The organism is Halobacillus sp., from assembly GCF_049282395.1.
Classification (GTDB): Bacteria; Bacillota; Bacilli; order Bacillales; family Halobacillaceae; genus Halobacillus.
In genome coordinates this window covers 1-24,366 of record NZ_JBAPTY010000080.1, presented here as the reverse complement: position 1 = coordinate 24,366, position 24,366 = coordinate 1, and the positions used below count along the sequence as shown (strand labels likewise).

Genomic DNA, 24,366 nt, shown 5'->3' with positions numbered 1-24,366 from the left:
CTACTTTAGTGAATTTTTAATTTTAAGAAGCTGAATGCATGGTTTTTGTTTCTTCATTCTTGCGACTTCTCTCTTTTTGTTTTCGGAATAAGGTGGCGATAATTGGTCCGGATATGTTATGCCATACACTGAAAATTGCACTTGGAACGGCAGCAAGAGGGCTGAAATGAACGGCAGCCAATGAAGCACCAAGCCCGGAATTTTGCATGCCGACTTCTATAGAAACTGCTCGTTTCTTAGCAGGTTCCATGTTGAAGATTTTTCCTAACAGATATCCGGTTAAATATCCTAGAGCATTGTGAAGGACAACGATCGCAAAAATGACTGCTCCCGTTTCAGCAATTTGAGCTTGATTGACACTGACGACAGCCGCTACAATAGCCACTATCGCAATTACGGAAACGAGAGGAAGGGCCTTCACTCCTGCCTCTACTTTTCTACCAAGTAAAGCTTTCACACCAAGCCCAAGAAGAATTGGGAAAAGGACAATCTGTACAATTGATAAAAATAAATCTACAGCTGACACCGGCAGCCATTGACTGGCAAACAGCCATACTAGAAAAGGCGTAAATATTGGAGCGAGCAAGGTAGATACAGCCGTAATAGAAACAGAAAGAGCTGTGTCTCCTTTAGATAGATAAGTCATCACGTTTGATGAAGTTCCTCCAGGACAGCATCCTACAAGTATAACTCCAACGGCTACTTCTGTAGACACTGGAAGAATTGTGACAAGGAAGAAAGCCAGGAGGGGCATAAGGGTGAATTGCGCTCCTACTCCTATGGCCACATCCTTGGGTCTTTTAAACACTTCTTGAAAGTCCTTTTTAGATAAAGTAAGTCCCATTCCGAACATAATGATCCCTAATAATGGCACAATATATGGAGCGATCCATGAGAAACCTGAGGGAATAAAAAATGATAATACCGCAAACAGTAAAACCCAGATTGCAAAGGTTTTCCCTACAAAGTTACTCGCTTGTTCTAAAACCTTCATATATTTCCACTCCTTTATAAATTATTTGAATTTTGATTATACGCGACATATTCAATTTTCAAAGATATGAATAAGGGAAAAAAATGAAAAAAATAATATTGGAGAAATGCACTAAGCAGGCATTTAGATCAAAAGTCTGATACGATAATAAGAGAAAACTTTTTAAAAAGTGAAACCAAAGGGTATCCAGGCACGTAGATAGAAGTACACAGGGTCATATAGAAAGGTGAGGTGAGCATTTGGGATTCTTTTCAAGATTGTTTTCCAACCAAAAGAAACAAGCTCCTGAAGTTGAAGAACGAACCGTACTGAATATTCAGATAGGCGATATTCTCACATACGATCTTGTCGATTATGAGGTAGTGGGTAAGATCACTTACCGGGACGGGTCATATGAGTGGTTTGCTTACCAGCTCCTAGAAGGCCAGACTACCAAATGGCTTTCGGCGGAAATGGATGATGAGCTTGAGCTAGGGATGTACGAAACGATTAAGCTGCCGGTGTCCACCCCTTATCCAAAACAGCTTCAATATGATGGGAAAACCTACAATAAAGATGAAGAAGGCGAAGCGCGGGTTACAGGGGAAGGCAGAAGTAAGAATATTAATGGACGAACTACTCATTACGCCGATTATCTTTCAGATGATGAAGAGACTTATCTCAGTCTAGAAGAATGGGGTAGTGAAGTAGAAGTTAGTTACGGTTATGATATTGAAGCTTATGAGATTAAAATAATTGCTGGTTCCAAATAATGAAGGAGGAATTTTAAATGTTTAAATTTTTCAAACGTGTTAAAACAGTAGTAGGTTCAGAGTTAAATTCGATGCTTGATAAAGCAGAAGATCCTGTGAAGATGCTTGACCAATTTATGAGAGATATGGAAAACGACATCCGTGAAGCTGAAAGTGCGGTTGCTAAACAAATCGCCAATGAGAAAATGCTGAAGCGCAAGTATGATGATTCCCAAGCAATAGTGGATAAACGCATGCAGCAGGCTGAGCAAGCGATTGAAGCAGGAAACGAAGATTTAGCCCGCCGTGCTCTTGAAGATAAAAAGAATCATCAGGACCAGGCAGATCAACTAAAAGCGTCCTGGGAGCGTGCCCAAACTGATTCCAGTAATCTGCGCCAAAAATTGGACGAAATGAAGAAAGAATATCAGGAAATGAAACTGAAAAAAGATTCACTAAAAGCGCGTGCTGAATCCGCGAAGACACGTACGAAGATGAATCGTACAATGTCCAATATCGGCGGGGATGAGTCGCGTCAAGGCTTTGAGCGCATGGAAGAGAAGGTTATGCAGCATGAAGCCGAAGCTGAAACAAGCGAAGATATGTCCTCTGAAAGCCGTTCCCTCGATGACGAGTTTGAAGAATTGAATAATAATGACAGTGTAGATAATGAACTGGAAGAATTGAAGAAGAAGATGAATAAAGAATAACCAGTATGCAAATGATACTCCGTGCCTGACACTGCGTCAGGCACGGATATTTTCAAAAGAGGGGAGGAGCTGCATTGAGAGAATATGGAGGCATATTTGTCGTTGGTATAATTGCTATCGTTCTTTTGTTTAACGTGTTTGGAAATGGGAATCCAATGAGAGGTATTTCAGGGTCAAATATAGAAGATACATATGGAGAACTGCCCAGTGAACCTGATCGTTCTGAAATTTTAAATAAAATAGAAAATTCGGAAGCGGATTCAATTGAAGACTTAATTCAACAAAACTTTCCTTTGTTAGACACTGTACGATCTGACCAGGGAACTACTTCACGCATATACATGACCAGAGAATTAACTATTACGGAAGTAGCTGATGCTTTAGCTGGTGCTATAACGCCTGAAGAAATCAGTGAAAGGCAGGAGGATAAACAAGCACTCGTTTATCCGGACCACTTTGTGATTATTCAGGAAAGTGAAGAAGAACCAGACGTTATCACTATTGAACTGGCTTCTGATCAGTTTGTGAGAAATCACTATTCACCAGGTTTCTTTAATGGGATGTTTACGGCTATCCTGTTAAATCGAATGCTTGGTTCAAACGACTGGTATAACCGGAGAAGCAATACATGCAGGCAATCAGGAAACTGCTACGGAGGGTACGGGATGTACGGGAATTATAATACAGGAACTTCAGGGTCTCTTCGTGGGTCTTCAACTCGCGGTGGAGGGCCAGGAACAGGAAAATAAAGGAGGTAATCAGCATGGAACCGTTTTTAGCTACATTAGGATACTTTGTCATTGCTGTAATAGTAGTATTGATTGGACTTTTAGTATTTGAATGGTTAACACGACAGTATAAGGACTGGGATGAAGTGAAAAAAGGCAATCAGGCTATAGCCATGTCCATATCAGGGAAGATTATCGGGATTTGTATAGTTCTTTCGTTTGCTATTTATCACAGCTTTACCGTTTGGGATACATTAATTTGGGGCGCTTATGGAGTCATCCTTCAAATGATCGCTTATCTATTATTTGAAATGCTTACTCGTAAATTCTCCGTTGAAACTCAACTTAAAGCTAATAATACGGCAGTAGGGATCATTTCGATGGGTGTGTCCATAGGCCTTGCTTTTGTAATTGGAGCGTCAATTACATAGAGAACAATGGATATCTAAGTAAAGCCACTATGAGTACCAGCATAGTGGCTTTTTTGAGGGATAACAACAGAATCCGAAAATTACGGGTTGGAGTGAACAAATTTGGAAACAAACGGCAAGAGAAAAAGTCATCTAATCTATTGGGCTTCGGGAATCGTTTCTATATGCGGAATTATATTTGAGGTTCTGTTTGGGGCACTTGGCTCCTATATCCTTGGAGATGGGGTGAAACAGTACACCCTGACCATCAGTTTATTTCTAACTGGAATGGGTGTGGGGGCTAGTATCAGCGAGCGTGTTATGAAAAACCTGATTATTACGTTTATATGGATTGAATTCATGGTGGCACTTATTGGTGGTTTTTCAAGCTTTACCATGTTTGGGATGACGGCATTCGCTCCCTCAGGAACTGATGCATTGTTTTTGTATCTTATAACTTTTACCATCGGGGGATTGACTGGTCTTGAACTGCCAATATTAATTCGAAAAGCTAATGAAATTGGAGTAGAACTGAACCGGAGTACAGCTAGAGTGTTGTTTTCTGATTACGCAGGAGGTCTTATAGGAGGATTGTTATTTGCCTTCTATCTTCGGCCCCAAATGGGTATGGTTAAAAGTGCCTTTTTTGTAGCCTGTATCAACTTATCGGTAGCTTTAGTAGTTTTATATTTATTTCGATCTGAAATTAAGCGCTTAGTTCTTCACACAAGTGCAGCTGTTTTTATTGCGATTCTTCTAATTGGCGGTTTATTCTTCGGGGAAGAATTAGCGTTTTCCTTCGAACAGAAGTTATACAAAGATCCAATTATTCACATGGAGGAAAGCGCCTATCAAAAAATAGTCGTGACAAAAGAGCAGGGAGACACTCGCTTATTCTTAAATGGTTCGCTGCAATTCAGTTCCTCAGATGAATACCGCTACCACGAAACTCTGATCCATCCTACTGTTGCTAATGCAGATGCTAAGGAAAATGTACTCGTTCTCGGCGGGGGAGATGGAATTGCCGTAAAGGAATTATTAAAGTATGAGAAAATTAAGAATATTACAGTGGTAGATTTAGACCCGGCTGTCACAACTTTAGCGAAGAATAATTATCATTTATTACAGTTAAACCAAGGGGCACTATCAGATGAACGAGTTCAGGTGCGAAATGATGATGCTTTCGAATTTTTAGAAGGGTCTGAAGATTGGTATGACATTATTATTTCTGACTTGCCAGACCCCAATAATGAGAGTTTAAATAAGCTTTATACCAGAGAATTTTATTCTTTGCTCCGAAATCATCTGGAACCAGGGGGTGCAGCAATGGTTCAGGCCACCAGTCCTGTGTTTGCTCCCAGTGTCTACTGGACGATAAGTAAAACAATAGAATCGACGGGATTACATACAGCCAATTTTCATGTGGATATCCCAAGTTTCGGCAACTGGGGCTTTGTTATGGCAAGCAGGGAGCCAATTAAAGTTGAAGAGATTTCTATTCAAGTCGAAACGAAATTTCTAACAGATGAAGTGTTAAAGTCTATGACAGTGTTTGGAAAAGATGAAGACCGGGAAATCGTAAACCGTGAAGGGGAAGTTGTTCCCTTAAAGCCAAATACATTAATAGATCCTCATTTAATACAAAAGTATGAAAGTGCCTGGCAAAACTATTAAACGAGGAAAAATAATGATTAAGGAGTGGTAAAGTGAAAGTATCTTATCATGGACATTCTGTAGTAAAGGTAGAAGCGAATGGCAAAACGATTTTAATTGATCCGTTTATTTCTGAAAATGGAAACACAGATCTTAACGCAGATGAAGTGAATCCGGATGTCATTTTACTCACGCATGGTCACAATGATCATGTAGGAGACACCTTTGAGATTGCAAAACGCAATAATTGCCAAATTGTGGCTCCGTTTGAGCTCGCCACTTATCTTGGAAACAAAGAGTTAAACGCCCACCCAATGTATATAGGGGGAGGTCATGAATTTGACTTTGGTCATGTGAAATTTACGCAGTCATTTCATGGTTCATCCTATACAGAAGAAGATGGAACAATTGTTTATACAGGAATGCCAACAGGAATCCTCTTAACGATTGAAGGAAAAACTATTTTCCATGCAGGCGACACAGGCCTATTCTCTGATATGAAAATGATAGGGGAACGTAATAACATCGATCTCGCTTTCCTGCCAATTGGTGATAATTTTACTATGGGTCCTGAAGATGCTCTGACAGCTGCTGAATGGCTGCAGGCTAAACAGGTGGTTCCTATTCACTACAACACTTTTGAATTGATTAATCAGGACGGGAAAGGCTTCGCTGAGAAAGTGAAGCCAGGCAAAGGAATGGCTCTCGAACCTGGAGACACTTTAGACCTTTAATATCAACTTATCGTAGCCTTCCGTCTATTATAGACGGAAGGCTTTTTAATGAAAATAAATCAGATCCCCACAGAAATTGCGAAGTAACTGTATCACTTGTATAATAACAATAATAAGGTTATTAATTAGTACAGTTAGAAAGAATGGTGGGCGTATGGCTACAAAACATGAACAGATTCTGGAGTATATTGAAACATTAGAGGTCGGTAGTAAAATTTCCGTTCGTCGTATAGCAAAAGCCTTGAATGTAAGTGAGGGAACAGCTTACCGTGCGATTAAAGAAGCTGAAAACCAAAATTTAGTCAGTACCATGGAGCGGGTTGGAACCATTCGAATTGAAAAGAAAAAAAAGGAGGATATTGAACGACTGACCTTCGCAGAAATTCTTAATATTGTGGATGGTCAGGTGCTTGGTGGAAGAGAAGGACTCTATAAGACGTTAAGTAAATTCGTTATCGGAGCCATGAAGCTTGATGCCATGATGCGTTATACAGAAGCAGGCTCCCTGCTTATTGTTGGGAACAGGACCAATGCACATGAATTGGCTATCAAAGAAGGTGCAGCTGTCCTCATAACTGGAGGTTTTGATACAACCGATCAAGTGAAGCAATTAGCAGATGAGAAAGAACTTCCTGTCATTTCGACCAGCTATGATACGTTTACAGTAGCTACAATGATTAACCGTGCGATTTATGATCAATTAATTAAAAAAGAAATTGTTTTAATTGATGATATTTATACTTCTTTTCAAGAAACTAAGTTTTTAGTGGTAGATGACCAAGTGGAAAAATGGCATGAGTTTAATAATGAGACAAAGCACAGCCGGTATCCAGTCGTAGATAAACATAATCGAGTTGTCGGGATTGTAACCTCTAAAGATGTTATTGGAAAAGACAGCTCCATGAGAATTGACAAAGTTATGACTCGGAATCCAATGACCGTCCATGTAAGAACTTCCTTAGCAAACGCTGCTCACGTGATGGTCTGGGAAGGAATTGAATTAATGCCTGTGGTGGATCCTTCTCATAAATTGCAGGGAATTATATCCCGTCAGGATGTACTGAAAGCTTTGCAGCAGATTCAGAGACAACCGCAAGTCGGAGAGACGATTGATGATTTAGCCACGAATCAACTTGAAATCGTAAAGAATGAAGAGGATGAACATGTATTGAAAACAATGGTCACTCCGCAAATGACAAATCAGCTGGGCACAATGTCTTATGGGGTGTTTATTTCTTTAATTACAGAATCCTCAAGCAGACTGTTAAGAAAATATAAAAAGGGAGATCTTGTAGTAGAAAATATTTCTGTCTATTTTATAAAGCCCGTGCAAATTGAAAGTGAAGTTATTATTGCCCCTAATATCTTAGAAGTAGGACGTAAATTCGCTAAAGTAGACATAGAAGTGCACCATGAAGGATCTATTGTAGGGAAGGCCTTATTGATGGCTCAGTTGATTGATCGATAAATAAAAAAAGTCGCTGCAGTTAAGCAGCGACTTTTGATTTAAGATTGAACACTAGCCTGATGTTTTTGAAATTCATTACGGTAATGTTTTGCAGCCTTCCATCCTTCTTTAGTTTGGAAAATTCCAAGTGCAAGAAATAGAATACCAATAAATAAAGAAAGTCTTGTCTCATAAAACATATATTGGTTGATTCCAAAAAAGAAGATGAAACTTCCTAAAAATACTTTTGATTTACTATTCAAATAATCTTGGGTTAAAGGATCTTTGGTCCTCACGATCATAACTTTGTAATAAATATAAAGAACTAAGGACACCAAAATTAGAACAGGAAATATTATCACAATGTATCGACTCCTGAAGTAAAATTTTTTCTCCTTTATTGTAGCTTGTTTTCATTGAAATGGCTACCTGTCAAAAGAAATATATGATTTAATTATAAAAGGCTAAGTATAGAGAGGGTTTTGTTAATGAGTATAAAGGCGATTGCGGAAGCGATAAAAAAATATTCAACCATTATTATCCATCGGCACGTAAGGCCTGATCCGGATGCTTATGGGTCCCAGGCAGGACTAGCAGAGATGATTAAGGCAAGTTTCCCGGATAAGAATATCTTGATTACAGGGGAAGAAGAACCTTCCTTACATTTTTTTGCGCGGATGGACTCCGTCCCTGATGAAGCTTATCAAGGTGCACTGGTGATTGTTTGTGATACCGCCAATCAGGCAAGAATAGATGATCAAAGATACAAAGACGGTGATCTTCTCATAAAGATTGACCATCATCCAGAGGTGGATCGATATGGAGATATCCAGTGGGTGGATACATCGGCAAGCTCCACTTGTGAAATGATCTATCATTTATATACTCAATGGAGTGAGGGATTATTTACTTTAAATGAACAAGCCGCCCGATTAATCTATGGAGGTATTGTCGGCGATACCGGGCGTTTTTTATTTCCTAGTACAACACACAGAACACTTACGTATGCTGCCGAGTTAGTAAATTACGAATTTGACCGTCCAGCTCTCTATAATGAACTATATAAAACTCCTGTTAAAGTCGCTAAACTTAAAGGGTATGTACTGCAGAACTTCACCGTCACCAAAGCTGGGTGCTCTACGGTAGCATTACCTAAGCGAGTATTGGAAGACTTTGAGGTGACGGCTTCAGAAACTAGTATGCTGGTTGGATTGTTAGGCGATATCGAAGGTGTAATGGCCTGGGCGTTCTTTGTAGAGGAAGACAATATTATCAGGGTTAGACTTCGTTCAAAAGGACCGATTATTAATGAAATAGCAGCTAACCATGACGGAGGCGGACATCCTATGGCTGCCGGAGCTTCAGCTTCTTCATGGGAGGAAACTGAAGAGATTGCCAGAGAGCTTGAAGAGGTATGTATGAACTATAAAAACTAGCGGGTTTCCCCGAGGCCACTGAAAAACTCCTTTCTACCAAGAGTAGTTAGGTTAGTAAAGGTTGTTGTTGATTCTCACGAATCGCTTGTCGGTGGATGCTTGCCGCGGGCACGGCCTCAGCTAACTTGCTCAAGAAGATCGCTTGACCAAGTGGATCTTCGGCTCGCGCTGTTCCCGCAGGCGTCACCACCGAACGCTCATCGCGGAATCAACGGTGGCTCATCTAAAAAGAGTGATGTTCTTCAGGCATGCGCCTTCAAGGCGCAATGGCGATTTTTACAGCGAATGTGAAATAAATCGTGAAACTAATGAAGGAATAGAGAGCGCAAGCCTCATGAAAATAGAAGAAAAGCGGACTGTAAGGAAAAATATTCCATACAGTCCGCTTTTTTAAATTCTACCATTCATAAATCTTCAGTTTCTCAGTGACCTCGGTTTCCCCTGCTGGTTTTTGTTTAACGCACGAGTTTAATTTCCAGATGAATTTTTATGACCTGCGATGCAATTAGCTTTGCTACTTTTAATTCGTAAGTAAAATCATCAACTACATAATTTTTATTTTCTATCGTGGATATAATTAGATCGATTTGATCAGCCACTACCGACAAGTCTTTACCAGGTACTGATGTAAGCTGTTCCTTGACAAGTGTAGTCAGCTGATGCTGAGTCAGAAGGTCTATCTCTAATTTTTTTGCGTTAGTGTAAGAAACAGAAATATCAACTACAGTAAGTGGCTGGTTTTCTGTTTCTTCTTTTTGATTATTAAGCATTCCTTCGTATTTGGCTTCCATTTCGCTTAATTTTGAATTAAGTTCGATATGTTCCTCAGTATATTTCTCCTGCAGCTGTCCATATATGAATAGGAAAAACAAGTATCCAATAACTGCTCCAAATACCATCCCTGCAAAAAAACGCCTCCACTCTTTCTTCCTATACAGTGGCGGGATATGCATCAGGTCACTTCCTCTCCAAGCAGCCACTCAAATAATAATAGTGCTGCTTTGACACCTCCCATAGCTGCTACGATGATCATGACTTGTTTGAATAAATCAAAAGTAGATCCATCAAAAATTCCTTTTTCAAAGTTGCTTATCGCATCGAACGTACCACCGATAGCCGCAACAATCGCCCATATTCTAAGCCCTTTTGCAATACGGAACATGGCAGTTAAAGGGGCTTCACCTGTCACATAACTTCCAATACTTCCGATAATCGTTCCTCCTACAATAACTCCAAAAGCGATAAAGAAGCATTGAGTCATGGATATAATTAAGCGGTCGTCCATCTTGTCCCTCATTTCGCCAGCTTGTTTTTATGTTGTTATTATGAAAATATGGTGTGTACACAGTAAATATGCAGGAGGCTTTTAAGTCGCCTCTCATCCCGCTATAATTGAGAAGGAAAGAAGGTGAAGACGGTGACTTTTACTCATTTAAATGTTCAAAGCGGATATAGTTTAATGAAGAGTACTGTGAAAATTGACTCACTGGCAGAGAGGGCAAGCGAGCTTGGCTTTCAGGCATTAGCTCTGACAGATGAAGAAGTGATGAGCGGAAGTGTGGCATTTTATCAAGCTTGTCAAAAGCGAGGTATTAAGCCAATTATAGGTATGAAGACCAGCCTGTTCTCAGACGGAGGAGATTTTCCTGTTCTTTTTCTGGCTAAAAACTATAAGGGTTATCAGAATTTAATGAGATTAAGTTCTTACATACAAACACAAAAAGAGTCTCTGCCTTTATCCTATATGAATTCTTATAAAGATGGCCTGGTCGCAATAATTATGACCTCATCCTCTCCCTGGGCTGAACCACTTTCCAGACGTGAGTTCGGTGAACTGGAACATGGAATGGAGCGTTGGATATCCATTTTTTCGTCAGATGACCTTTATCTAAGTATAAAAGACCGTGATCTTCATTCAGAAAGGCAGATTCATCAGCCATTAAGAGAGTGGACATCAGATAAACGACTCTCAGTAGTTGCTTTAGGAGAAGTTAAATATTTAAAACAAGAGGATGCAGCAGCCTATCAAGCGCTTCAGGCTATAGAAGAAGGGAAACGACTGTCACCAGATACAAAAGAACGAGTTCAGCATGAGTATTTAAAATCAAGTGATGAAATGGAAAATTTATTTAAAGACTGGTGGCCTGAAGTCATCGAGCAGTCTGCAAAGATTACTGAAAAATGTGATCTTCAAATGTCACTGGATCAGCAGTTAATTCCTTCTTATCCAGTTCCTGAAGGTGAAAGCGCGGACGACTATCTAATGAATTTGTGTTATGAGGCATTAGAAGAAAAGTATCAAAAAAGGAGAGTAGAGGCCCAGGAGCGATTGGAGCATGAATTAAATGTTATCACCTCGATGGATTTTAGTGATTATTTTCTAATTGTCTGGGACTTTATAGCTTATGCACGACGTCAGGGAATTCATGCAGGACCGGGCAGGGGATCGGCGGCGGGTTCTATCGTCGCTTATCTTCTGAACATTACTCAAATTGATCCTCTGCAGTACAACTTGTTATTTGAGAGGTTTTTAAACCCTGAACGGGTTACCATGCCGGACATAGATATTGACTTTCCCGATCATAGAAGAGATGAAGTGATAGAGTATGTTAGCCGTAAATATGGAGAAAAACATGTAGCTCAAATCTGCACGTTTGGTACATTCGCTGCAAGGAGTGTTTTAAGAGAGTTGTTTAAAGTGATGGCAGTAGATGAAAGCGACTCGGCTTATATATTGAAGCATATTCCGAAGGGCACGAATGACGGACTCGTTCAGATTGTGCAAAGGTCAGAACCTTTAAAAGAATATATAAGAAGTTCTCTTGCATTAAAAAAATTATTTCATATAGCTGCCAAACTTGAAGGGCTTCCTCGTCATGTTTCCACACATGCAGCAGGAGTCGTCATTAGTCAGAAACCTTTAGTGAATTACACGGCCCTTATGAATGGACAGAGTGAGGTCTTTCTTACACAAATGGCTATGGGAGATTTGGAAAAGATAGGTTTGTTGAAAATTGATTTTCTAGGGCTGAGAAACCTTACTTTTTTAGAAAAAATGGAAAGTAAAATAAGAAGATATGAAAATGAAGACTTTTCTCTTTCCCGTATTCCATTAACAGATGAACCTACTTTTCACTTATTAAAAGAAGGAAGAACGAATGGCGTTTTTCAACTTGAATCACAGGGCATGAAAAGTGTTTTGAGAAGGCTAAAGCCTTCCCATTTTGAAGATGTTGTTGCTGTTAATGCTCTTTATCGACCAGGTCCTATGGATTATATACCTGTATATATTAATCGAAAGCATCAAAAAGAAGAAATACAATACCCTCATCCGGATTTAAAACCGATTTTAGCCTCTACTTTTGGGGTATTGGTTTATCAAGAACAGATCATGCAAGTAGCGCAAAAAGTTGCGGGTTATAGTCTGGGCCAGGCGGATTTATTAAGAAGGGCAGTAAGTAAGAAACAGGCTCAGGTGTTGCAGCAGCAAAGGAATGAATTTATAGCCGGGGCTTTAAAGAATGGGTATGAAGAGACAGTGGCTTACGAACTTTTTGATTGGATCGTAAAGTTCTCTAATTATGGGTTTAATCGAAGTCATGCTGTTGCGTATAGCTTTATCTCCTATCATCTGGCATACCTTAAGGCTCATTACCCCTCTTACTTCATGGCAGAATTAATTAATGCAAATAGCGGGGATCGGGAGAAGCTGGCTGCTTATATTCGTGAAGCTCGCGAGCTTAAGGTTTCCGTGAAGGCTCCTTCCATTAATAGAAGCTACATGTCTACCCAGAGTGAAGGCAGTGGGATACGGATTGGTTTGATGGCTATAAAAGGAGTGGGGTATCAGGCTGCTCATGCTATTCTCGAGGAAAGAAAAAATGGTACTTATAAACATTTGAATGATTTTTGTTTAAGAGTTATTTCCAGTTCAGTCAGCCGTTCTGTTATTGAATCACTCATTATAGCGGGGGCATTTGATGAACTCAATACAAACCGAGCGAGTCTGCTTGCAAGTATTGATCAAGCCCTTGAACAAGGGGAGCTTTTTAAAGAATTTCAGGATCAGCCAGGTATGTTCAGTGAAGATATAGATATGAAGGAGCCGGTAAGCGTAGATCCGTTTCCAATTTTAAAAAAATTAGCCATGGAAAAAGAGGTGCTTGGAACGTATCTATCCGAGCACCCGCTGGAATATCATCGCAAATCACTTCGTAAAAAAGGGGTTCTATCTTTACAGCAATTATTATTGACGAGCAGGTCCCGGAAAATCGCAACGGCCGCCGTAGTAGAAGCTATTAAAGAAATTAGAACAAAACGTGGAGATCCGATGGCATTTATGACGATTAGTGATGAAACAGCGGAAATGGAAACGGTGCTCTTTCCAGAAGTCTACAGAGGTGCAAAAACTTGGCTGTCTGAACAAATGCTGATCATCGTCTCAGGGAAAGTAGAAGAAAGAAATGAGCGTAAGCAGCTGCTTATTTCTGAAATTTCAAAGTTTGAGATGGAAAGTCTGCCCTCTGCAACAAAGGATCGTTTGTTTATTAAGTTGGATAAATCCAAGGAATACCAGGCATTGGAGCACTTAATAGAAGCTGCAAAGTATTTCCCGGGTAATACCCCTGTATTGTTATTCAGAACAGAAGAGAGAAAAACCTATCAGCTGGATGAAAATTATTCATTGAATCCATCCAGAGAATGTCTTCAAATGCTGGAGCAATATTTTGGTTCATCCTCAGTGGCTCTGCGTCGCAACAAGACATGACCATCTCTCAGTCCATGCTTTTGTATTTCCTTTACACTAGCAAGTCATCTGTTATAATTAAGAAGTTAATGGTGGTCTGACCACCTGGAGCGGTTTATACTAATTGGTTAAAGGAGCGTGTAGTCGTGTCGAATTTGCGAGATGAAGCACTGCATATACATCGTGTCAATAAAGGAAAACTGGAAACCCATTCCAAGGTCCCTGTAAGGAATGCTAAGGATTTAAGTCTGGCTTATTCACCAGGTGTCGCTGAACCATGTAAGGAAATTTATGACCATCAGGAAACAGTCTATGACTACACCATGAAAGGAAACATGGTTGCTGTTGTGAGTGATGGATCAGCTGTACTTGGGCTTGGTAATATTGGGCCGGAAGCTGCACTTCCTGTAATGGAAGGCAAAGCAGTATTATTTAAAAGTTTCGCAGGGGTAGATGCTTTTCCAATCTGTTTAAATACAAGAGATGTCGATCAGATTGTTCAGACTGTGAAGCTAATGGAACCAACCTTTGGGGGCGTGAATCTGGAAGATATCGCTGCTCCAAATTGCTTTATTATAGAAGATCGACTCAAGAAAGAAACTAATATTCCTATCTTTCATGATGATCAGCACGGCACAGCGATTGTTACAGTTGCCGGTTTAATGAATGCCTTAAAAGTAACTGGAAAGTCTTTCTCTGATATTAAAGTAGTGGCAAATGGAGCTGGTGCAGCAGGAATTGCCATTATTAAGCTTCTTTACCATTTCGGTGTGCGGGACATAATCATGTGCGATTCTAAAGGCGCGATCTTTGAGGGACGCGATTACGGCATGAATGATGTTAAAGACGAAATAGCTAAGATCACAAATAAGGATCGGTTAGAAGGAAAGCTTTCTGAAGTAATGGAAGGGGCAGACGTATTTATAGGTGTTTCTGTAGGCGGGCTTTTATCTAAAGAAATGGTTTCTCGCATGAATGATGACTCTATTATATTCGCCATGGCTAATCCGGAACCAGAAATTATGCCGGAAGACGCAAAAGAAGCTGGGGCGCGTGTAGTTGGGACAGGTCGCTCAGACTTTCCTAATCAGGTAAATAATGTTTTAGCGTTCCCGGGTATATTCCGTGGAGCTCTCGACGTACGTGCGACTCGAATTAATGAAAAAATGAAAATAGCTGCGGCTGAGGCGATTGCTTCCCTTGTAAGCGAAGAAGAATTGAACGCAGATTACGTGATTCCTGCGCCTTTTGATACTCGTGTAGCTCCGGCAGTAGCAGCAAGTGTTGCTAAAGCTGCCATGGAATCTGGTGTTGCCAGACATCATGTAGACCCCGAAGAAGTTGCAGAAAAAACTAGACAAATGACTTTAATTGAAGAGCAATAATAGGATTGGAGAAAGGCATCCGCTTTTCTCTTGTTACATATATTTGAATTGCTCTTCAACTGAAAAAAGGGGTGTACAAAGTTCGTGACCCGATCGCATCAAGGGAAAGTATATGAAGGTGTTTTATACCAATTAAAGTCTTATATTGATGAAAATCAATTAAAACCAGGAGATAAATTACCTTCAGAGCGTGAGTTAAGTGAACAGTTAAATGTTGGCAGATCATCGATTAGAGAAGCTTTTCGAGCCATGGAGCTGCTGGGTTTAATAGAGACTAAGCGTGGCGAGGGTACTTATATACGTGCTTATCGCCCTTATCATATGGTTGAATTATTATCGAGTTTCCTTTTAAATGAATCAAGGACCAGGGAAGAATTATTGACGGCTAAGCAAATGCTGGAGAAGGAAGTCTTGTTTATCCTTGTTGGAAAGATCGCGGAAGGGCAAAGGTTGAAACTGGAGCAAATAATAATCAAAGAAAAGGCAAAAGAAAGATATCAGTCTTTCTTTACCTTCTTATTTGAACTTTGTGACCGCCCACTGCTATTATCAATGTGGCAATTCATATCCGGATTTGCACTTGCAAGAGAGGATATCCAATATGAAGCTGGCTGGTATAAACAAGTGATAGAGATAATAATAAATGGAAATAAAAAAGATATACTTATGCTTTATCCTTAAGTATGGTTTGTCGTAATGGTTCGGCAAATAAAGGGTGATTATAGCAGTGCTATTTTGTATATTAGATAGAAAGGAAGCTTTGTCACAAAGGAGGAATCACCTTGCTAAGAGATTTTTTCAGCAAGAAAAAACGCTACGCATCCATCCCGCGACAAGAAGCGAAAAAGGATGTACCTGAAGGTCTTATGCAAAAGTGTCCAAATTGTCAAAAGATCTTTTATAGAAAAGAATTAAATCGGAATATGAATGTTTGCCCTCATTGTGATCATCATCACCGTTTGAATGCTTATGAAAGATTGGAGCATATATTTGATGGGGATACTTTTGAAGAATGGGACAAGCAGATGATTTCAAGCAATCCATTAGGCTTTCCTGATTATGAAGAAAAGCTTGAAAAAGATCGCTTGAAATCAGACTTAAACGAAGCCGTTGTTACTGGAAGAGCTCAATTGAACGGCTTGGATACAGCGGTAGCTGTTATGGATGCCCGTTTTCGTATGGGAAGTATGGGTTCTGTAGTTGGTGAGAAAATTACGAATGCTATCGAGAAAGCCAGAAAGGAAAAAATTCCATTTATCATTTTTACTGCTTCTGGCGGTGCTAGAATGCAGGAAGGTGTCCTGAGTTTAATGCAGATGGGTAAAACCTCTGTAGCTCTGCAGCGGCTGCACGCAGAAGGCGGATTGTTCATTTCGGTTATGACCCATCCTACTACAGGAGGGGTTTCAGCCAGCTTTGCTTCACTAGGGGATTATAATTTCGCGGAGCCTGGTGCATTAATTGGTTTTGCCGGTAGAAGAATCATTGAGCAGACTATTCGTGAGAAATTACCAGATGACTTTCAGACCGCTGAATTCTTGCTGGAACATGGACAGCTGGATCGTGTCCTGCATCGTCATGAATTGAAAAAAACACTTGGATTGGTCTTAGAAATTCACCATCCAGGAGGTGAAAAAACGTGAAGCATATACTTGAGTTTGAGAAACCGGTAATTGAGCTGCGCGAAAAAATTGCAGAACTGAGACGCATGACTGAAAACAGTGAAATGGATCTGAGTGAAGAAATTATAACCTTAGAGAAACGATTGGAAAAGCTCGAAGTCGATGTCTATGATCGTATGCAGCCTTGGGACCGAGTTCAAATGGCAAGGCACCCTGAGCGTCCGACAACTCTTGACTATATTGAATACATCTTCTCCGACTTTCTGGAACTTCACGGTGACCGCTTATACGGGGATGACGCTGCACTAGTTGCGGGAATTGCTAAATTTCAGGGAACTCCTGTTACAGTAATTGGACATCAGCGAGGAAAAGATACAAAAGAGAATATTAGAAGGAACTTTGGTATGCCTCATCCTGAAGGGTATCGAAAAGCTCTGCGTTTGATGAAACAAGCTAATAAATTCAAACGTCCCATTATTACTTTCATCGACACGAAGGGGGCTTATCCCGGAAAGGCAGCGGAAGAGCGGGGCCAAAGCGAAGCTATTGCGCGTAACCTTATGGAAATGGCAGGTCTTAACGTTCCCATCATCTGTATTGTGATCGGAGAAGGAGGAAGCGGGGGAGCGCTTGGTCTCGGAATAGGTGACCGGATCTATATGCTTGAGAACTCGACTTACTCTGTTATTTCTCCTGAAGGCGCGTCGTCTATACTTTGGAAAGACGCAGGACTAGCCCAGCAGGCTGCTGAATCTATGAAGATTACGTCCTATGATTTAAAAGAATTAAATGTAATTGATGAAGTCATTCCTGAAGTCAGAGGTGGAGCTCACCGTGATGTAGAATATCAAGCAAATGAAATTGAAAAAGTTATTGAGTCATCCCTAAAAGAGCTCTCAGCCTTGGAAAACAGTCAATTATTAGAAGAACGATTTAATAAATATAAAAGTATTGGCGATTATGCGTTACTTGATTTATAATGAACACGGTATAAATGAATATCAGCTAATATAAAGAAGTCGCACATCAATTAGTGCGACTTTTCCCATCTTAGGAGGATGGTAACGCTATCATCCTGAATTATTACGACTTTATCCACTTATCTTTTACATTTTACTTATTTGTACAAACTAGATGTAAGAGAGGGTCTTGTAGGTTCAGAAGGGTTCAGAAGGTTTCAAAAGTTCCATGATTGGGCACAAACCAATTAGTAAATAATTTGAGGTGATTCTAATGAAAAAAATTGGTGTACTTACAAGTGGCGGTGACGCTCCAGGTATGAATGCTGCTATTCGTGCCGTTGTGCGTAAAGCAATCTACCATAATGTAGAAGTCTACGGAATTAAATATGGATACCAGGGGTTAATCGATGGCAGTATTGATAAAATGGAACTAGGCTCCGTCGGCGATATTATTCAGCGAGGAGGTACGAAGCTGTATTCAGCCCGCTGTGAAGAATTTAAGACCGAGGAAGGTCAGCTGAAGGGCATTGAACAGATGAAGAAGCACGGCATAGAAGGACTGATCGCTATTGGTGGTGACGGGACCTTTATGGGTGCTAAGAAACTGACTGAAAAAGGTTATCCTTGTATTGGTGTACCTGGAACAATAGATAATGATATTCCAGGAACCGATTTTACAATTGGTTTTGATACTGCTTTAAACACGATTATTGATGCTATTGACAAGATCCGTGATACGGCTACTTCTCATGAGCGCACCTATGTTATTGAAGTTATGGGACGTAATGCAGGAGACTTGGCTTTATGGGCTGGACTGGCCGATGGAGCGGAGAGCGTGTTAATACCGGAATTTGAAGATGAATTCAATGATGTTATCGACCGCTTAAAACGCGGACATGATCGTGGAAAGCGTCACAGCATTATTATCGTTGCAGAAGGAGTGGGAAGTGGTGTTGATTTTGGGCGCAAGATTAAAGAAGCCACAGATCTAGAGACGCGAGTGACAGTATTAGGCCATACTCAGCGAGGAGGCTCTCCTTCAGCCTCTGACCGTGTCCTTGCCAGCCGTCTGGGTGCTCATGCTGTAGATCTCCTATTGAACGGAAAATCAGGGCGCATGGTTGGTATACAAAAAAACAAATTAGTCGATCATGATATAGTAGAAATTCTCAACACTAAACATCAAGTGGATCTGGATATGTATCGTCTTTCTAAAGAGTTATCAATATAATATGAATGATGTATCAGAGGAGGAAATAAGTATGTTTAGAAAAACAAAAATCGTTAGTACGATTGGACCGGCTTCTGAATCAGTTGAGAAATTAAGTCAACTAATTGAAGCAGGAATGAATGTTGCTCGATTGAATTTCTCTCATGGAGATTTCGAAGAACATGGAGCTCGTATTAAAAACATTCGTGAGGCATCTGCCTCCACAGGTAAAACGGTCGCTATATTGTTAGACACGAAGGGTCCTGAAATACGGACAGGTACTCTAAAAGAAGAAGAAGTTTATTTGGAAAAAGGATCTACTGTCTATGTTTCAATGGATGATATCCAAGGTGATGCAGAGCGCATCTCAGTTACGTACCCAGGGTTGATTAATGATGTCCAGCCAGGCTCAAAAATATTACTGGATGATGGTTTGGTAGAGTTACTTGTAGAAGAAATCGACCATAAAAATAACGAAATCAAAACCACTGTCTTAAACAATGGTCCTTTGAAAAATAAAAAAGGTGTCAACGTACCTAATGTAAGTGTAAACTTACCAGGGATTACGGATAAAGATGCTAAGGATATTGAGTTTGGAATTGAACAGGGAGTAGACTTTATCGCCGCTTCTTTCGTACGTCGTGCTTCAGACGTTCTTGAAATCAAAGAACTATTAGAAAAGCACGGAGCGCTGGATATCCAAATTATCCCTAAAATTGAAAATCAGGAAGGCGTTGATAACATCGACGAAATCCTGGAAGTAAGTGACGGCCTAATGGTAGCGCGTGGAGATTTAGGTGTTGAGATCCCAGCGGAAGATGTCCCTCTTGTGCAAAAACAACTTATTCACAAATGCAATAAAGCTGGAAAACCAGTTATAACAGCTACTCAAATGCTGGACTCTATGCAAAGAAATCCTCGTCCAACTCGTGCAGAGGCATCAGACGTTGCGAACGCTATCTTTGATGGAACAGACGCGATTATGCTTTCTGGTGAAACAGCAGCAGGTGATTATCCTGTTGAATCCGTTCAAACGATGCACAATATTGCCAGCAAAACGGAGACAGGCTTAAATTATAAAGCGATCCTTGATGAGCGTTCTAAGCACAGTGATATGACGATAACGGATGCAATTAGTCAATCTGTTACTCATACGGCCATTAATCTTGATGTAAATGCTGTGGTGACTCCAACGGAAAGCGGTCATACAGCTCGGATGATTTCCAAATATCGTCCAAGAGCACCAATTGTAGCTATCACTTCAAGTGAAGCTGTTAACCGTAAGCTTTCTCTCGTATGGGGAGTTTATGCTGTGATGGGACCACGTGCTCAATCTACAGATGATATGCTTGATGTAGCAGTTGAACGCAGCTTAGCATCTGGAGTTGCTACTCGTGGTGATCGTGTGATTATCACTGGTGGAGTACCAGTAGGTGAAAGTGGCACAACAAACCTTATGAAAGTGCATGTAATAGGAGACGTACTTGTTAAAGGACAAGGCGTTGGTCAGAAAAGCGCCTATGGACGAGCTGTTGTAGCGAAGGATCCTAAAGAAGCGATTGACCGTGTAGTAGACGGAGATATTCTTGTCACCCATGGAACAGATCGTGATATGATGCCTGCTATAGAAAAAGCTGCAGGTCTGGTTACCGTAGAAGGCGGATTAACTTCGCATGCAGCAGTAGTAGGCTTAAGTCTCGGTATTCCTGTTATCGTAGGCGTGAAGGATGCTCTTAGCATAATCTCTGACGGGAACGACATAACTATTGACAGCTCACGTGGAGATATTTATGAAGGGCATGCAAGTGTGCTGTAAAGACTAAAAGAAGGGGAGTGTGAACACTCCCCTTCTTTTTTATTTTAGCTCATCTAAATGTTGTGGTTAGGTTTATAGAGAGGGATTCATCTATTCAGCCCTGAAGTGGTATATTCAGATTCTGAACAGCTGAATGTATTCTAAATAAATCTAATTTGTGTAAACTGGATTCTTTTTTGACAGTTAGAGTCATGATAACAGAGAGGAGAAGGGTTTTCCCTCTAATGTACTTAACTTTAAAAGTACTGGAACTCCAAGTATAATAGAAGAAAAGATCTGGAAAGGGACGATAATATGTTTCGCTGGTTATTACTGTTTATTCTGATTGTCCCGGCACTTGAGATCGGTTTGCTCATTTGGGCTGGAAACTGGATTGGACCCTGGTGGGTTATATTACTGATTATCCTTACAGGAGTTATAGGAGCGTGGCTTGCGAAACAGCAAGGTTTAGAAACGATCAGAAACTTCCAAAATTCGATGTCGGGCGGACAAATGCCTCAGGAAACTCTATTGGATGGTGCCTGTATATTAGTAGGAGGGGCAGTATTACTTACTCCTGGATTTATTACTGATGCCATAGGGTTTTTATTATTAATTCCTCCAACCAGGGCACCCATTAAACGTCTTATAAAAAAAGTAATTTCAAAAATGATGGACAAAGGCACCGTCACTATTTATAGAAGGTAAACTAATTCCCCCTGTTTCTTTATGAAACTGGGGGGTTAGTTTCCTTTAATAAAATGCCACGTTAAATTAAAAATTCCAGTAGTATGAAGAACCTTGATAAACACAATAACTATAGGGCTAAGTATCATTCCATATAAGCCGAAAATTTGAAAACCCAGAAACATACCTGCTAATAATAAGATTGGCGGTACGCCGAAATGGTTAGCGAGTATTTTAGGCTCCAGTGTCTGTCGAACGATTAGCACCACCATGTATATGATTGAAAGACCTATGGTCATCTGGAATTGTCCTGTAAGAAATTGATAAAAAATCCATGGAATAAAAATGCTGCCAGTCCCAATATAGGGAATGATATCTACTACTGAAGCAGCCATGGTAATCGTTAGTGCATTTGGGACTTGAATAATAAATAAGCCGATCCCGATGATAACAGTAGACACACCTACAAGAATAAATTGGGCTCTAATGATACCTTGTAAGGTAGACTTGAATTCCGTTGGAAATCTACTGGTTTTTTCAAGATAATGGACGGGTATGATACGATTAAGGTTATGAGTAATCAATTCCCAATCTTTACATATAAAAAATATGGCCAGCATTAAAATTAGCATAGTGGTAATAGAGGAGGGCAGGCTGGTCAACCCACGAATTAAGCTTTGAAATAAGGTTTCTAACATCTGGACGCCTGTAGCTGCTGCCTTTACTTTTATTATATCTATATATTCAAAAATAGAACTTTGCTGCTCAGGAGATAATTTAAGAATAACTTGTTCGATTTTATAGAGTATAGGGGTAAACCATATGGTGAACTGGTCGATAGAATGGTTCACCAGGTTACCAAAGTTTACAGGCGCTGCTAATGCCAGACGCTGAATACCTTTAATTAGTTCAGCGATAACTAGTGTAAGCAGAGAAGCGGTAAGAAGAGTTAGTAAGAACAGAAGCGATAGTACGGCCAGGGTTCTGGGGAAATGTAATCTTTTCTCTAAAAGTTGAATAAATGGTTGAAGAGCACCTGAAATTATAAAGGCAATGAGAAAAGGATATAAATATTTCCAAGCTCCAATAATTAAAAATATACTGGACAGTATAAGAGTGATTACAAATAGGAAGCGGAAGAACTGGTGAAAAACGGGGTTGTCCATGAGAACCTCACTTTCTAGTGAATTTTTTACTCAGGGTCAGCTTTTTATTGAAAGAGCTATTTAAAAAAAGGAATTCCCTATGAAATTTCGATAAATTCCCTTAAATTAAACGGTTTCAATTCACATTCAACTCAGAATACTTTATAATTGTCTTTGGGGTTCATTTCCTAATTATTTCATTTAAGTACAATAAGCGTTTTCTTGCCGCTCGGGCCGAAAACATCGGAAATTTTTAAAAGGAGAGATTGTATGTCATCAACCAAAGGTCTTGAAGGAATTACAGCAACTGAATCATCGATCAGTTCAATTATTGACGATAAATTAACCTACGTTGGTTACGATATCGATGATCTAGCAAATAACTCAAGCTTTGAAGAAGTTATCTATCTTCTTTGGAATCTGAAACTTCCAAACAAAGATGAACTGAATCAATTTAAATCTGATTTAATCTCAAACATGGACATCCCTCAGGAAGTAGTAGAGCATCTCAAATCTTATGATCTATCTACTGTACATCCAATGGCTGCTTTACGCACGGCAGTTTCCATGCTGGGCATTCATGATCCTGAGTCAGATGTAATGGAAGATCAAGCAAATAAAGACAAAGCTCTTCGAATTCAAGCAAAAATGCCTACAGTTGTAACGGCCTTTGCTCGTATCCGTAATGGAGAGGAACCAGTTTCTCCTAAAAAAGAATTAAGTTTTGCAGCTAACTTTTTGTATATGCTGAATGGTAAAGATCCTGAAAATATTGAAGTCGAGGCATTTAACAAAGCACTAGTTTTACATGCAGACCATGAATTAAATGCTTCAACGTTCACGGCACGTGTCTGCGTAGCGACACTATCCGACATTTACTCAGGAGTGACCGCTGCAATCGGTGCTCTAAAAGGGCCTCTTCATGGTGGAGCCAATGAGCGTGTTATGAAGATGCTTACGGAAATTGGCAGCGTTGAAAATGCGATTCCTGCTATAGAGAGTAAGCTTGAAAACAAAGAAAAAATCATGGGTATGGGTCACAGAGTTTATAAATCCGGAGATCCCCGTGCGAAGCACTTAAAAGAAATGTCACGTGAGCTAACCAAGCTGACAGGTCATTCTAAATATTACGAGATGTCTATTAAAATTGAAGATTACATTAAAGAAAATAAAGGACTTCCAGCAAATGTGGACTTCTATTCTGCATCGGTTTATCATAGCCTTGGAATCGATCACGATATATTCACGCCGATCTTTGCGGTCAGCCGCGTTTCTGGATGGTTAGCCCACATTCTTGAGCAGTATTCAGATAACCGCCTGATTCGTCCTCGTGCTGAATATGTAGGACCTAAGGGTCAGACTTATACACCAATTGACGAACGTTAAGAGAGGGGACGCTCGGCTTCCTCTTTGCTTTTGCTTCTATATAATTTAACGTATGATAGAAGAGGATATAACATCCCATTTTATGAAATAAATTTAGGAGGGTATATTTTGACACAATCTGAGAAAATCACAGTAGAACAAAACGGAGAATTGAACGTACCTAATCGTCCAATCATCCCTTACATTGAAGGTGACGGTATTGGTCCAGATATTTGGGCAGCTGCCAGCCGTGTAATTGAAGCTGCAGTAGATAAAGCTTACAACGGAGAAAAATCTATTGAGTGGAAGGAAGTGTACGCTGGTCAGAAGTCTTATGACAAAAGCGGAGAATGGCTGCCAGACGCTACATTGGATACCATTCGCGATTACAAAATTGCAATAAAAGGACCTCTGACGACTCCAATCGGCGGTGGAATCCGTTCACTTAACGTAGCTTTACGTCAAGAACTTGACTTATTTACCTGCCTGCGTCCGGTACGCTATGTAGAAGGTGTACCATCACCTGTTAAACGTCCAGAAGATACAGACATGGTAATCTTCCGTGAAAATACAGAAGACATTTATGCTGGAATCGAATGGCAAAA

The 24,366-nt window shown here is 40.1% G+C and carries 24 protein-coding genes; 18 read left to right on the top strand and 6 right to left on the bottom strand.

Going from position 1 to position 24,366, the window contains the following annotated elements:
* Positions 1-22: 22 nt before the first annotated feature.
* Complete coding sequence (locus WAM07_RS04105; RefSeq protein ID WP_422165002.1) at positions 23-994, bottom strand: bile acid:sodium symporter family protein; 972 nt, start codon at positions 992-994, stop codon at positions 23-25.
* Positions 995-1,233: 239 nt separating this feature from the next.
* Between WAM07_RS04105 and WAM07_RS04100 the strand changes: the two genes are divergently transcribed.
* The 7 genes from WAM07_RS04100 (at position 1,234) to WAM07_RS04070 (ending at position 7,428) form a co-directional block, all read left to right on the top strand.
* Positions 1,234-1,746, top strand: coding sequence for a DUF4178 domain-containing protein (locus WAM07_RS04100; protein ID WP_422165000.1), 513 nt, complete (start codon positions 1,234-1,236; stop codon positions 1,744-1,746).
* Positions 1,747-1,763: 17 nt separating this feature from the next.
* A complete protein-coding gene (locus WAM07_RS04095; protein ID WP_089752353.1) occupies positions 1,764-2,435 on the top strand; it encodes a PspA/IM30 family protein in 672 nt (223 codons plus the stop codon).
* A 74-nt stretch (positions 2,436-2,509) separates the two neighbouring features.
* A complete protein-coding gene (locus tag WAM07_RS04090; protein WP_422164998.1) occupies positions 2,510-3,184 on the top strand; it encodes a DUF4247 domain-containing protein in 675 nt (224 codons plus the stop codon).
* A 14-nt stretch (positions 3,185-3,198) separates the two neighbouring features.
* The gene (locus WAM07_RS04085; RefSeq protein ID WP_224893000.1) at positions 3,199-3,594 is read left to right on the top strand and encodes a DUF350 domain-containing protein; all 396 of its coding nucleotides are present in this window, start codon (positions 3,199-3,201) and stop codon (positions 3,592-3,594) included.
* Positions 3,595-3,696: 102 nt separating this feature from the next.
* The gene (locus WAM07_RS04080) at positions 3,697-5,247 is read left to right on the top strand and encodes a polyamine aminopropyltransferase (RefSeq protein WP_422164996.1); all 1,551 of its coding nucleotides are present in this window, start codon (positions 3,697-3,699) and stop codon (positions 5,245-5,247) included.
* 32 nt (positions 5,248-5,279) lie between these two features.
* On the top strand, positions 5,280-5,960 hold the full coding sequence (locus WAM07_RS04075; protein WP_422164994.1) for a metal-dependent hydrolase: 681 nt from the start codon (positions 5,280-5,282) through the stop codon (positions 5,958-5,960).
* 154 nt (positions 5,961-6,114) lie between these two features.
* Positions 6,115-7,428, top strand: coding sequence for a DRTGG domain-containing protein (locus WAM07_RS04070; RefSeq protein WP_089752349.1), 1,314 nt, complete (start codon positions 6,115-6,117; stop codon positions 7,426-7,428).
* Between the two features lie 38 nt (positions 7,429-7,466).
* On the opposite strand, the gene WAM07_RS04065 is transcribed toward WAM07_RS04070, so the two are convergent.
* Positions 7,467-7,742 (bottom strand): YtpI family protein, encoded by a 276-nt coding sequence (locus WAM07_RS04065; protein ID WP_422165019.1) that lies wholly within the window; start codon positions 7,740-7,742, stop codon positions 7,467-7,469.
* Positions 7,743-7,895: 153 nt separating this feature from the next.
* On the opposite strand from WAM07_RS04065, the gene WAM07_RS04060 reads away from it, so the two are divergent.
* Positions 7,896-8,843, top strand: a complete 948-nt coding sequence (locus WAM07_RS04060) for a DHH family phosphoesterase (RefSeq protein ID WP_422164992.1) — start codon at positions 7,896-7,898, stop codon at positions 8,841-8,843.
* A 46-nt stretch (positions 8,844-8,889) separates the two neighbouring features.
* On the opposite strand, the gene WAM07_RS04055 is transcribed toward WAM07_RS04060, so the two are convergent.
* From WAM07_RS04055 to WAM07_RS04045, 3 genes are all read right to left on the bottom strand, one after another.
* Positions 8,890-9,033, bottom strand: coding sequence for a hypothetical protein (locus WAM07_RS04055; protein ID WP_422164990.1), 144 nt, complete (start codon positions 9,031-9,033; stop codon positions 8,890-8,892).
* 265 nt (positions 9,034-9,298) lie between these two features.
* Positions 9,299-9,796 carry a sporulation membrane protein YtrI gene (ytrI, locus tag WAM07_RS04050; protein WP_422164989.1) on the bottom strand — a complete coding sequence of 166 codons (498 nt, stop codon included), beginning with the start codon at positions 9,794-9,796 and terminating at the stop codon, positions 9,299-9,301.
* On the bottom strand, positions 9,796-10,128 hold the full coding sequence (locus WAM07_RS04045) for a YtrH family sporulation protein (RefSeq protein ID WP_014644003.1): 333 nt from the start codon (positions 10,126-10,128) through the stop codon (positions 9,796-9,798). The genes ytrI and WAM07_RS04045 overlap by 1 nt, the downstream gene beginning before the upstream one ends.
* Positions 10,129-10,251: 123 nt before the next feature.
* Between WAM07_RS04045 and dnaE the strand changes: the two genes are divergently transcribed.
* The 8 genes from dnaE (at position 10,252) to WAM07_RS04005 (ending at position 21,272) form a co-directional block, all read left to right on the top strand.
* Positions 10,252-13,611 carry a DNA polymerase III subunit alpha gene (gene dnaE / locus WAM07_RS04040; RefSeq protein ID WP_422164987.1) on the top strand — a complete coding sequence of 1,120 codons (3,360 nt, stop codon included), beginning with the start codon at positions 10,252-10,254 and terminating at the stop codon, positions 13,609-13,611.
* A 125-nt stretch (positions 13,612-13,736) separates the two neighbouring features.
* A complete protein-coding gene (locus tag WAM07_RS04035) occupies positions 13,737-14,975 on the top strand; it encodes an NAD(P)-dependent malic enzyme (protein ID WP_422164985.1) in 1,239 nt (412 codons plus the stop codon).
* Positions 14,976-15,059: 84 nt separating this feature from the next.
* Complete coding sequence (locus tag WAM07_RS04030) at positions 15,060-15,656, top strand: FadR/GntR family transcriptional regulator (RefSeq protein ID WP_422164983.1); 597 nt, start codon at positions 15,060-15,062, stop codon at positions 15,654-15,656.
* Between the two features lie 101 nt (positions 15,657-15,757).
* Positions 15,758-16,618 (top strand): acetyl-CoA carboxylase, carboxyltransferase subunit beta, encoded by an 861-nt coding sequence (accD, locus tag WAM07_RS04025; RefSeq protein WP_422164982.1) that lies wholly within the window; start codon positions 15,758-15,760, stop codon positions 16,616-16,618.
* Positions 16,615-17,577, top strand: a complete 963-nt coding sequence (locus WAM07_RS04020; protein WP_422164980.1) for an acetyl-CoA carboxylase carboxyltransferase subunit alpha — start codon at positions 16,615-16,617, stop codon at positions 17,575-17,577. The genes accD and WAM07_RS04020 overlap by 4 nt, the downstream gene beginning before the upstream one ends.
* Positions 17,578-17,830: 253 nt before the next feature.
* Complete coding sequence (pfkA, locus tag WAM07_RS04015) at positions 17,831-18,790, top strand: 6-phosphofructokinase (RefSeq protein WP_422164978.1); 960 nt, start codon at positions 17,831-17,833, stop codon at positions 18,788-18,790.
* A 31-nt stretch (positions 18,791-18,821) separates the two neighbouring features.
* Complete coding sequence (pyk, locus tag WAM07_RS04010) at positions 18,822-20,585, top strand: pyruvate kinase (RefSeq protein WP_422164976.1); 1,764 nt, start codon at positions 18,822-18,824, stop codon at positions 20,583-20,585.
* 294 nt (positions 20,586-20,879) lie between these two features.
* Complete coding sequence (locus WAM07_RS04005; protein WP_422164974.1) at positions 20,880-21,272, top strand: FxsA family protein; 393 nt, start codon at positions 20,880-20,882, stop codon at positions 21,270-21,272.
* Between the two features lie 35 nt (positions 21,273-21,307).
* Here the strand turns inward: WAM07_RS04005 and ytvI are convergent, their stop codons facing one another.
* Positions 21,308-22,417 (bottom strand): sporulation integral membrane protein YtvI, encoded by a 1,110-nt coding sequence (ytvI, locus tag WAM07_RS04000; RefSeq protein WP_422164973.1) that lies wholly within the window; start codon positions 22,415-22,417, stop codon positions 21,308-21,310.
* A 249-nt stretch (positions 22,418-22,666) separates the two neighbouring features.
* Here ytvI and citZ point away from each other — a divergent pair, with 249 nt between their 5' ends.
* A complete protein-coding gene (gene citZ, locus WAM07_RS03995) occupies positions 22,667-23,782 on the top strand; it encodes a citrate synthase (RefSeq protein ID WP_422164971.1) in 1,116 nt (371 codons plus the stop codon).
* Between the two features lie 108 nt (positions 23,783-23,890).
* Positions 23,891-24,366: isocitrate/isopropylmalate family dehydrogenase (locus WAM07_RS03990; RefSeq protein ID WP_422164969.1), on the top strand; the 476-nt coding region annotated here is incomplete at its 3' end.

Coding starts and splice junctions, on each gene's coding strand:
- WAM07_RS04105 (WP_422165002.1), bottom strand. CDS start 994: ATGAAGGTTTTAGAACAAGCGAGTAACTTTGTAGGGAAAACCTTTGCA.
- WAM07_RS04095 (WP_089752353.1), top strand. CDS start 1,764: ATGTTTAAATTTTTCAAACGTGTTAAAACAGTAGTAGGTTCAGAGTTA.
- WAM07_RS04085 (WP_224893000.1), top strand. CDS start 3,199: ATGGAACCGTTTTTAGCTACATTAGGATACTTTGTCATTGCTGTAATA.
- WAM07_RS04070 (WP_089752349.1), top strand. CDS start 6,115: ATGGCTACAAAACATGAACAGATTCTGGAGTATATTGAAACATTAGAG.
- WAM07_RS04060 (WP_422164992.1), top strand. CDS start 7,896: ATGAGTATAAAGGCGATTGCGGAAGCGATAAAAAAATATTCAACCATT.
- ytrI (WP_422164989.1), bottom strand. CDS start 9,796: ATGCATATCCCGCCACTGTATAGGAAGAAAGAGTGGAGGCGTTTTTTT.
- WAM07_RS04045 (WP_014644003.1), bottom strand. CDS start 10,128: ATGGACGACCGCTTAATTATATCCATGACTCAATGCTTCTTTATCGCT.
- pfkA (WP_422164978.1), top strand. CDS start 17,831: ATGAAAAAAATTGGTGTACTTACAAGTGGCGGTGACGCTCCAGGTATG.
- pyk (WP_422164976.1), top strand. CDS start 18,822: ATGTTTAGAAAAACAAAAATCGTTAGTACGATTGGACCGGCTTCTGAA.
- WAM07_RS04005 (WP_422164974.1), top strand. CDS start 20,880: ATGTTTCGCTGGTTATTACTGTTTATTCTGATTGTCCCGGCACTTGAG.
- ytvI (WP_422164973.1), bottom strand. CDS start 22,417: ATGGACAACCCCGTTTTTCACCAGTTCTTCCGCTTCCTATTTGTAATC.
- citZ (WP_422164971.1), top strand. CDS start 22,667: ATGTCATCAACCAAAGGTCTTGAAGGAATTACAGCAACTGAATCATCG.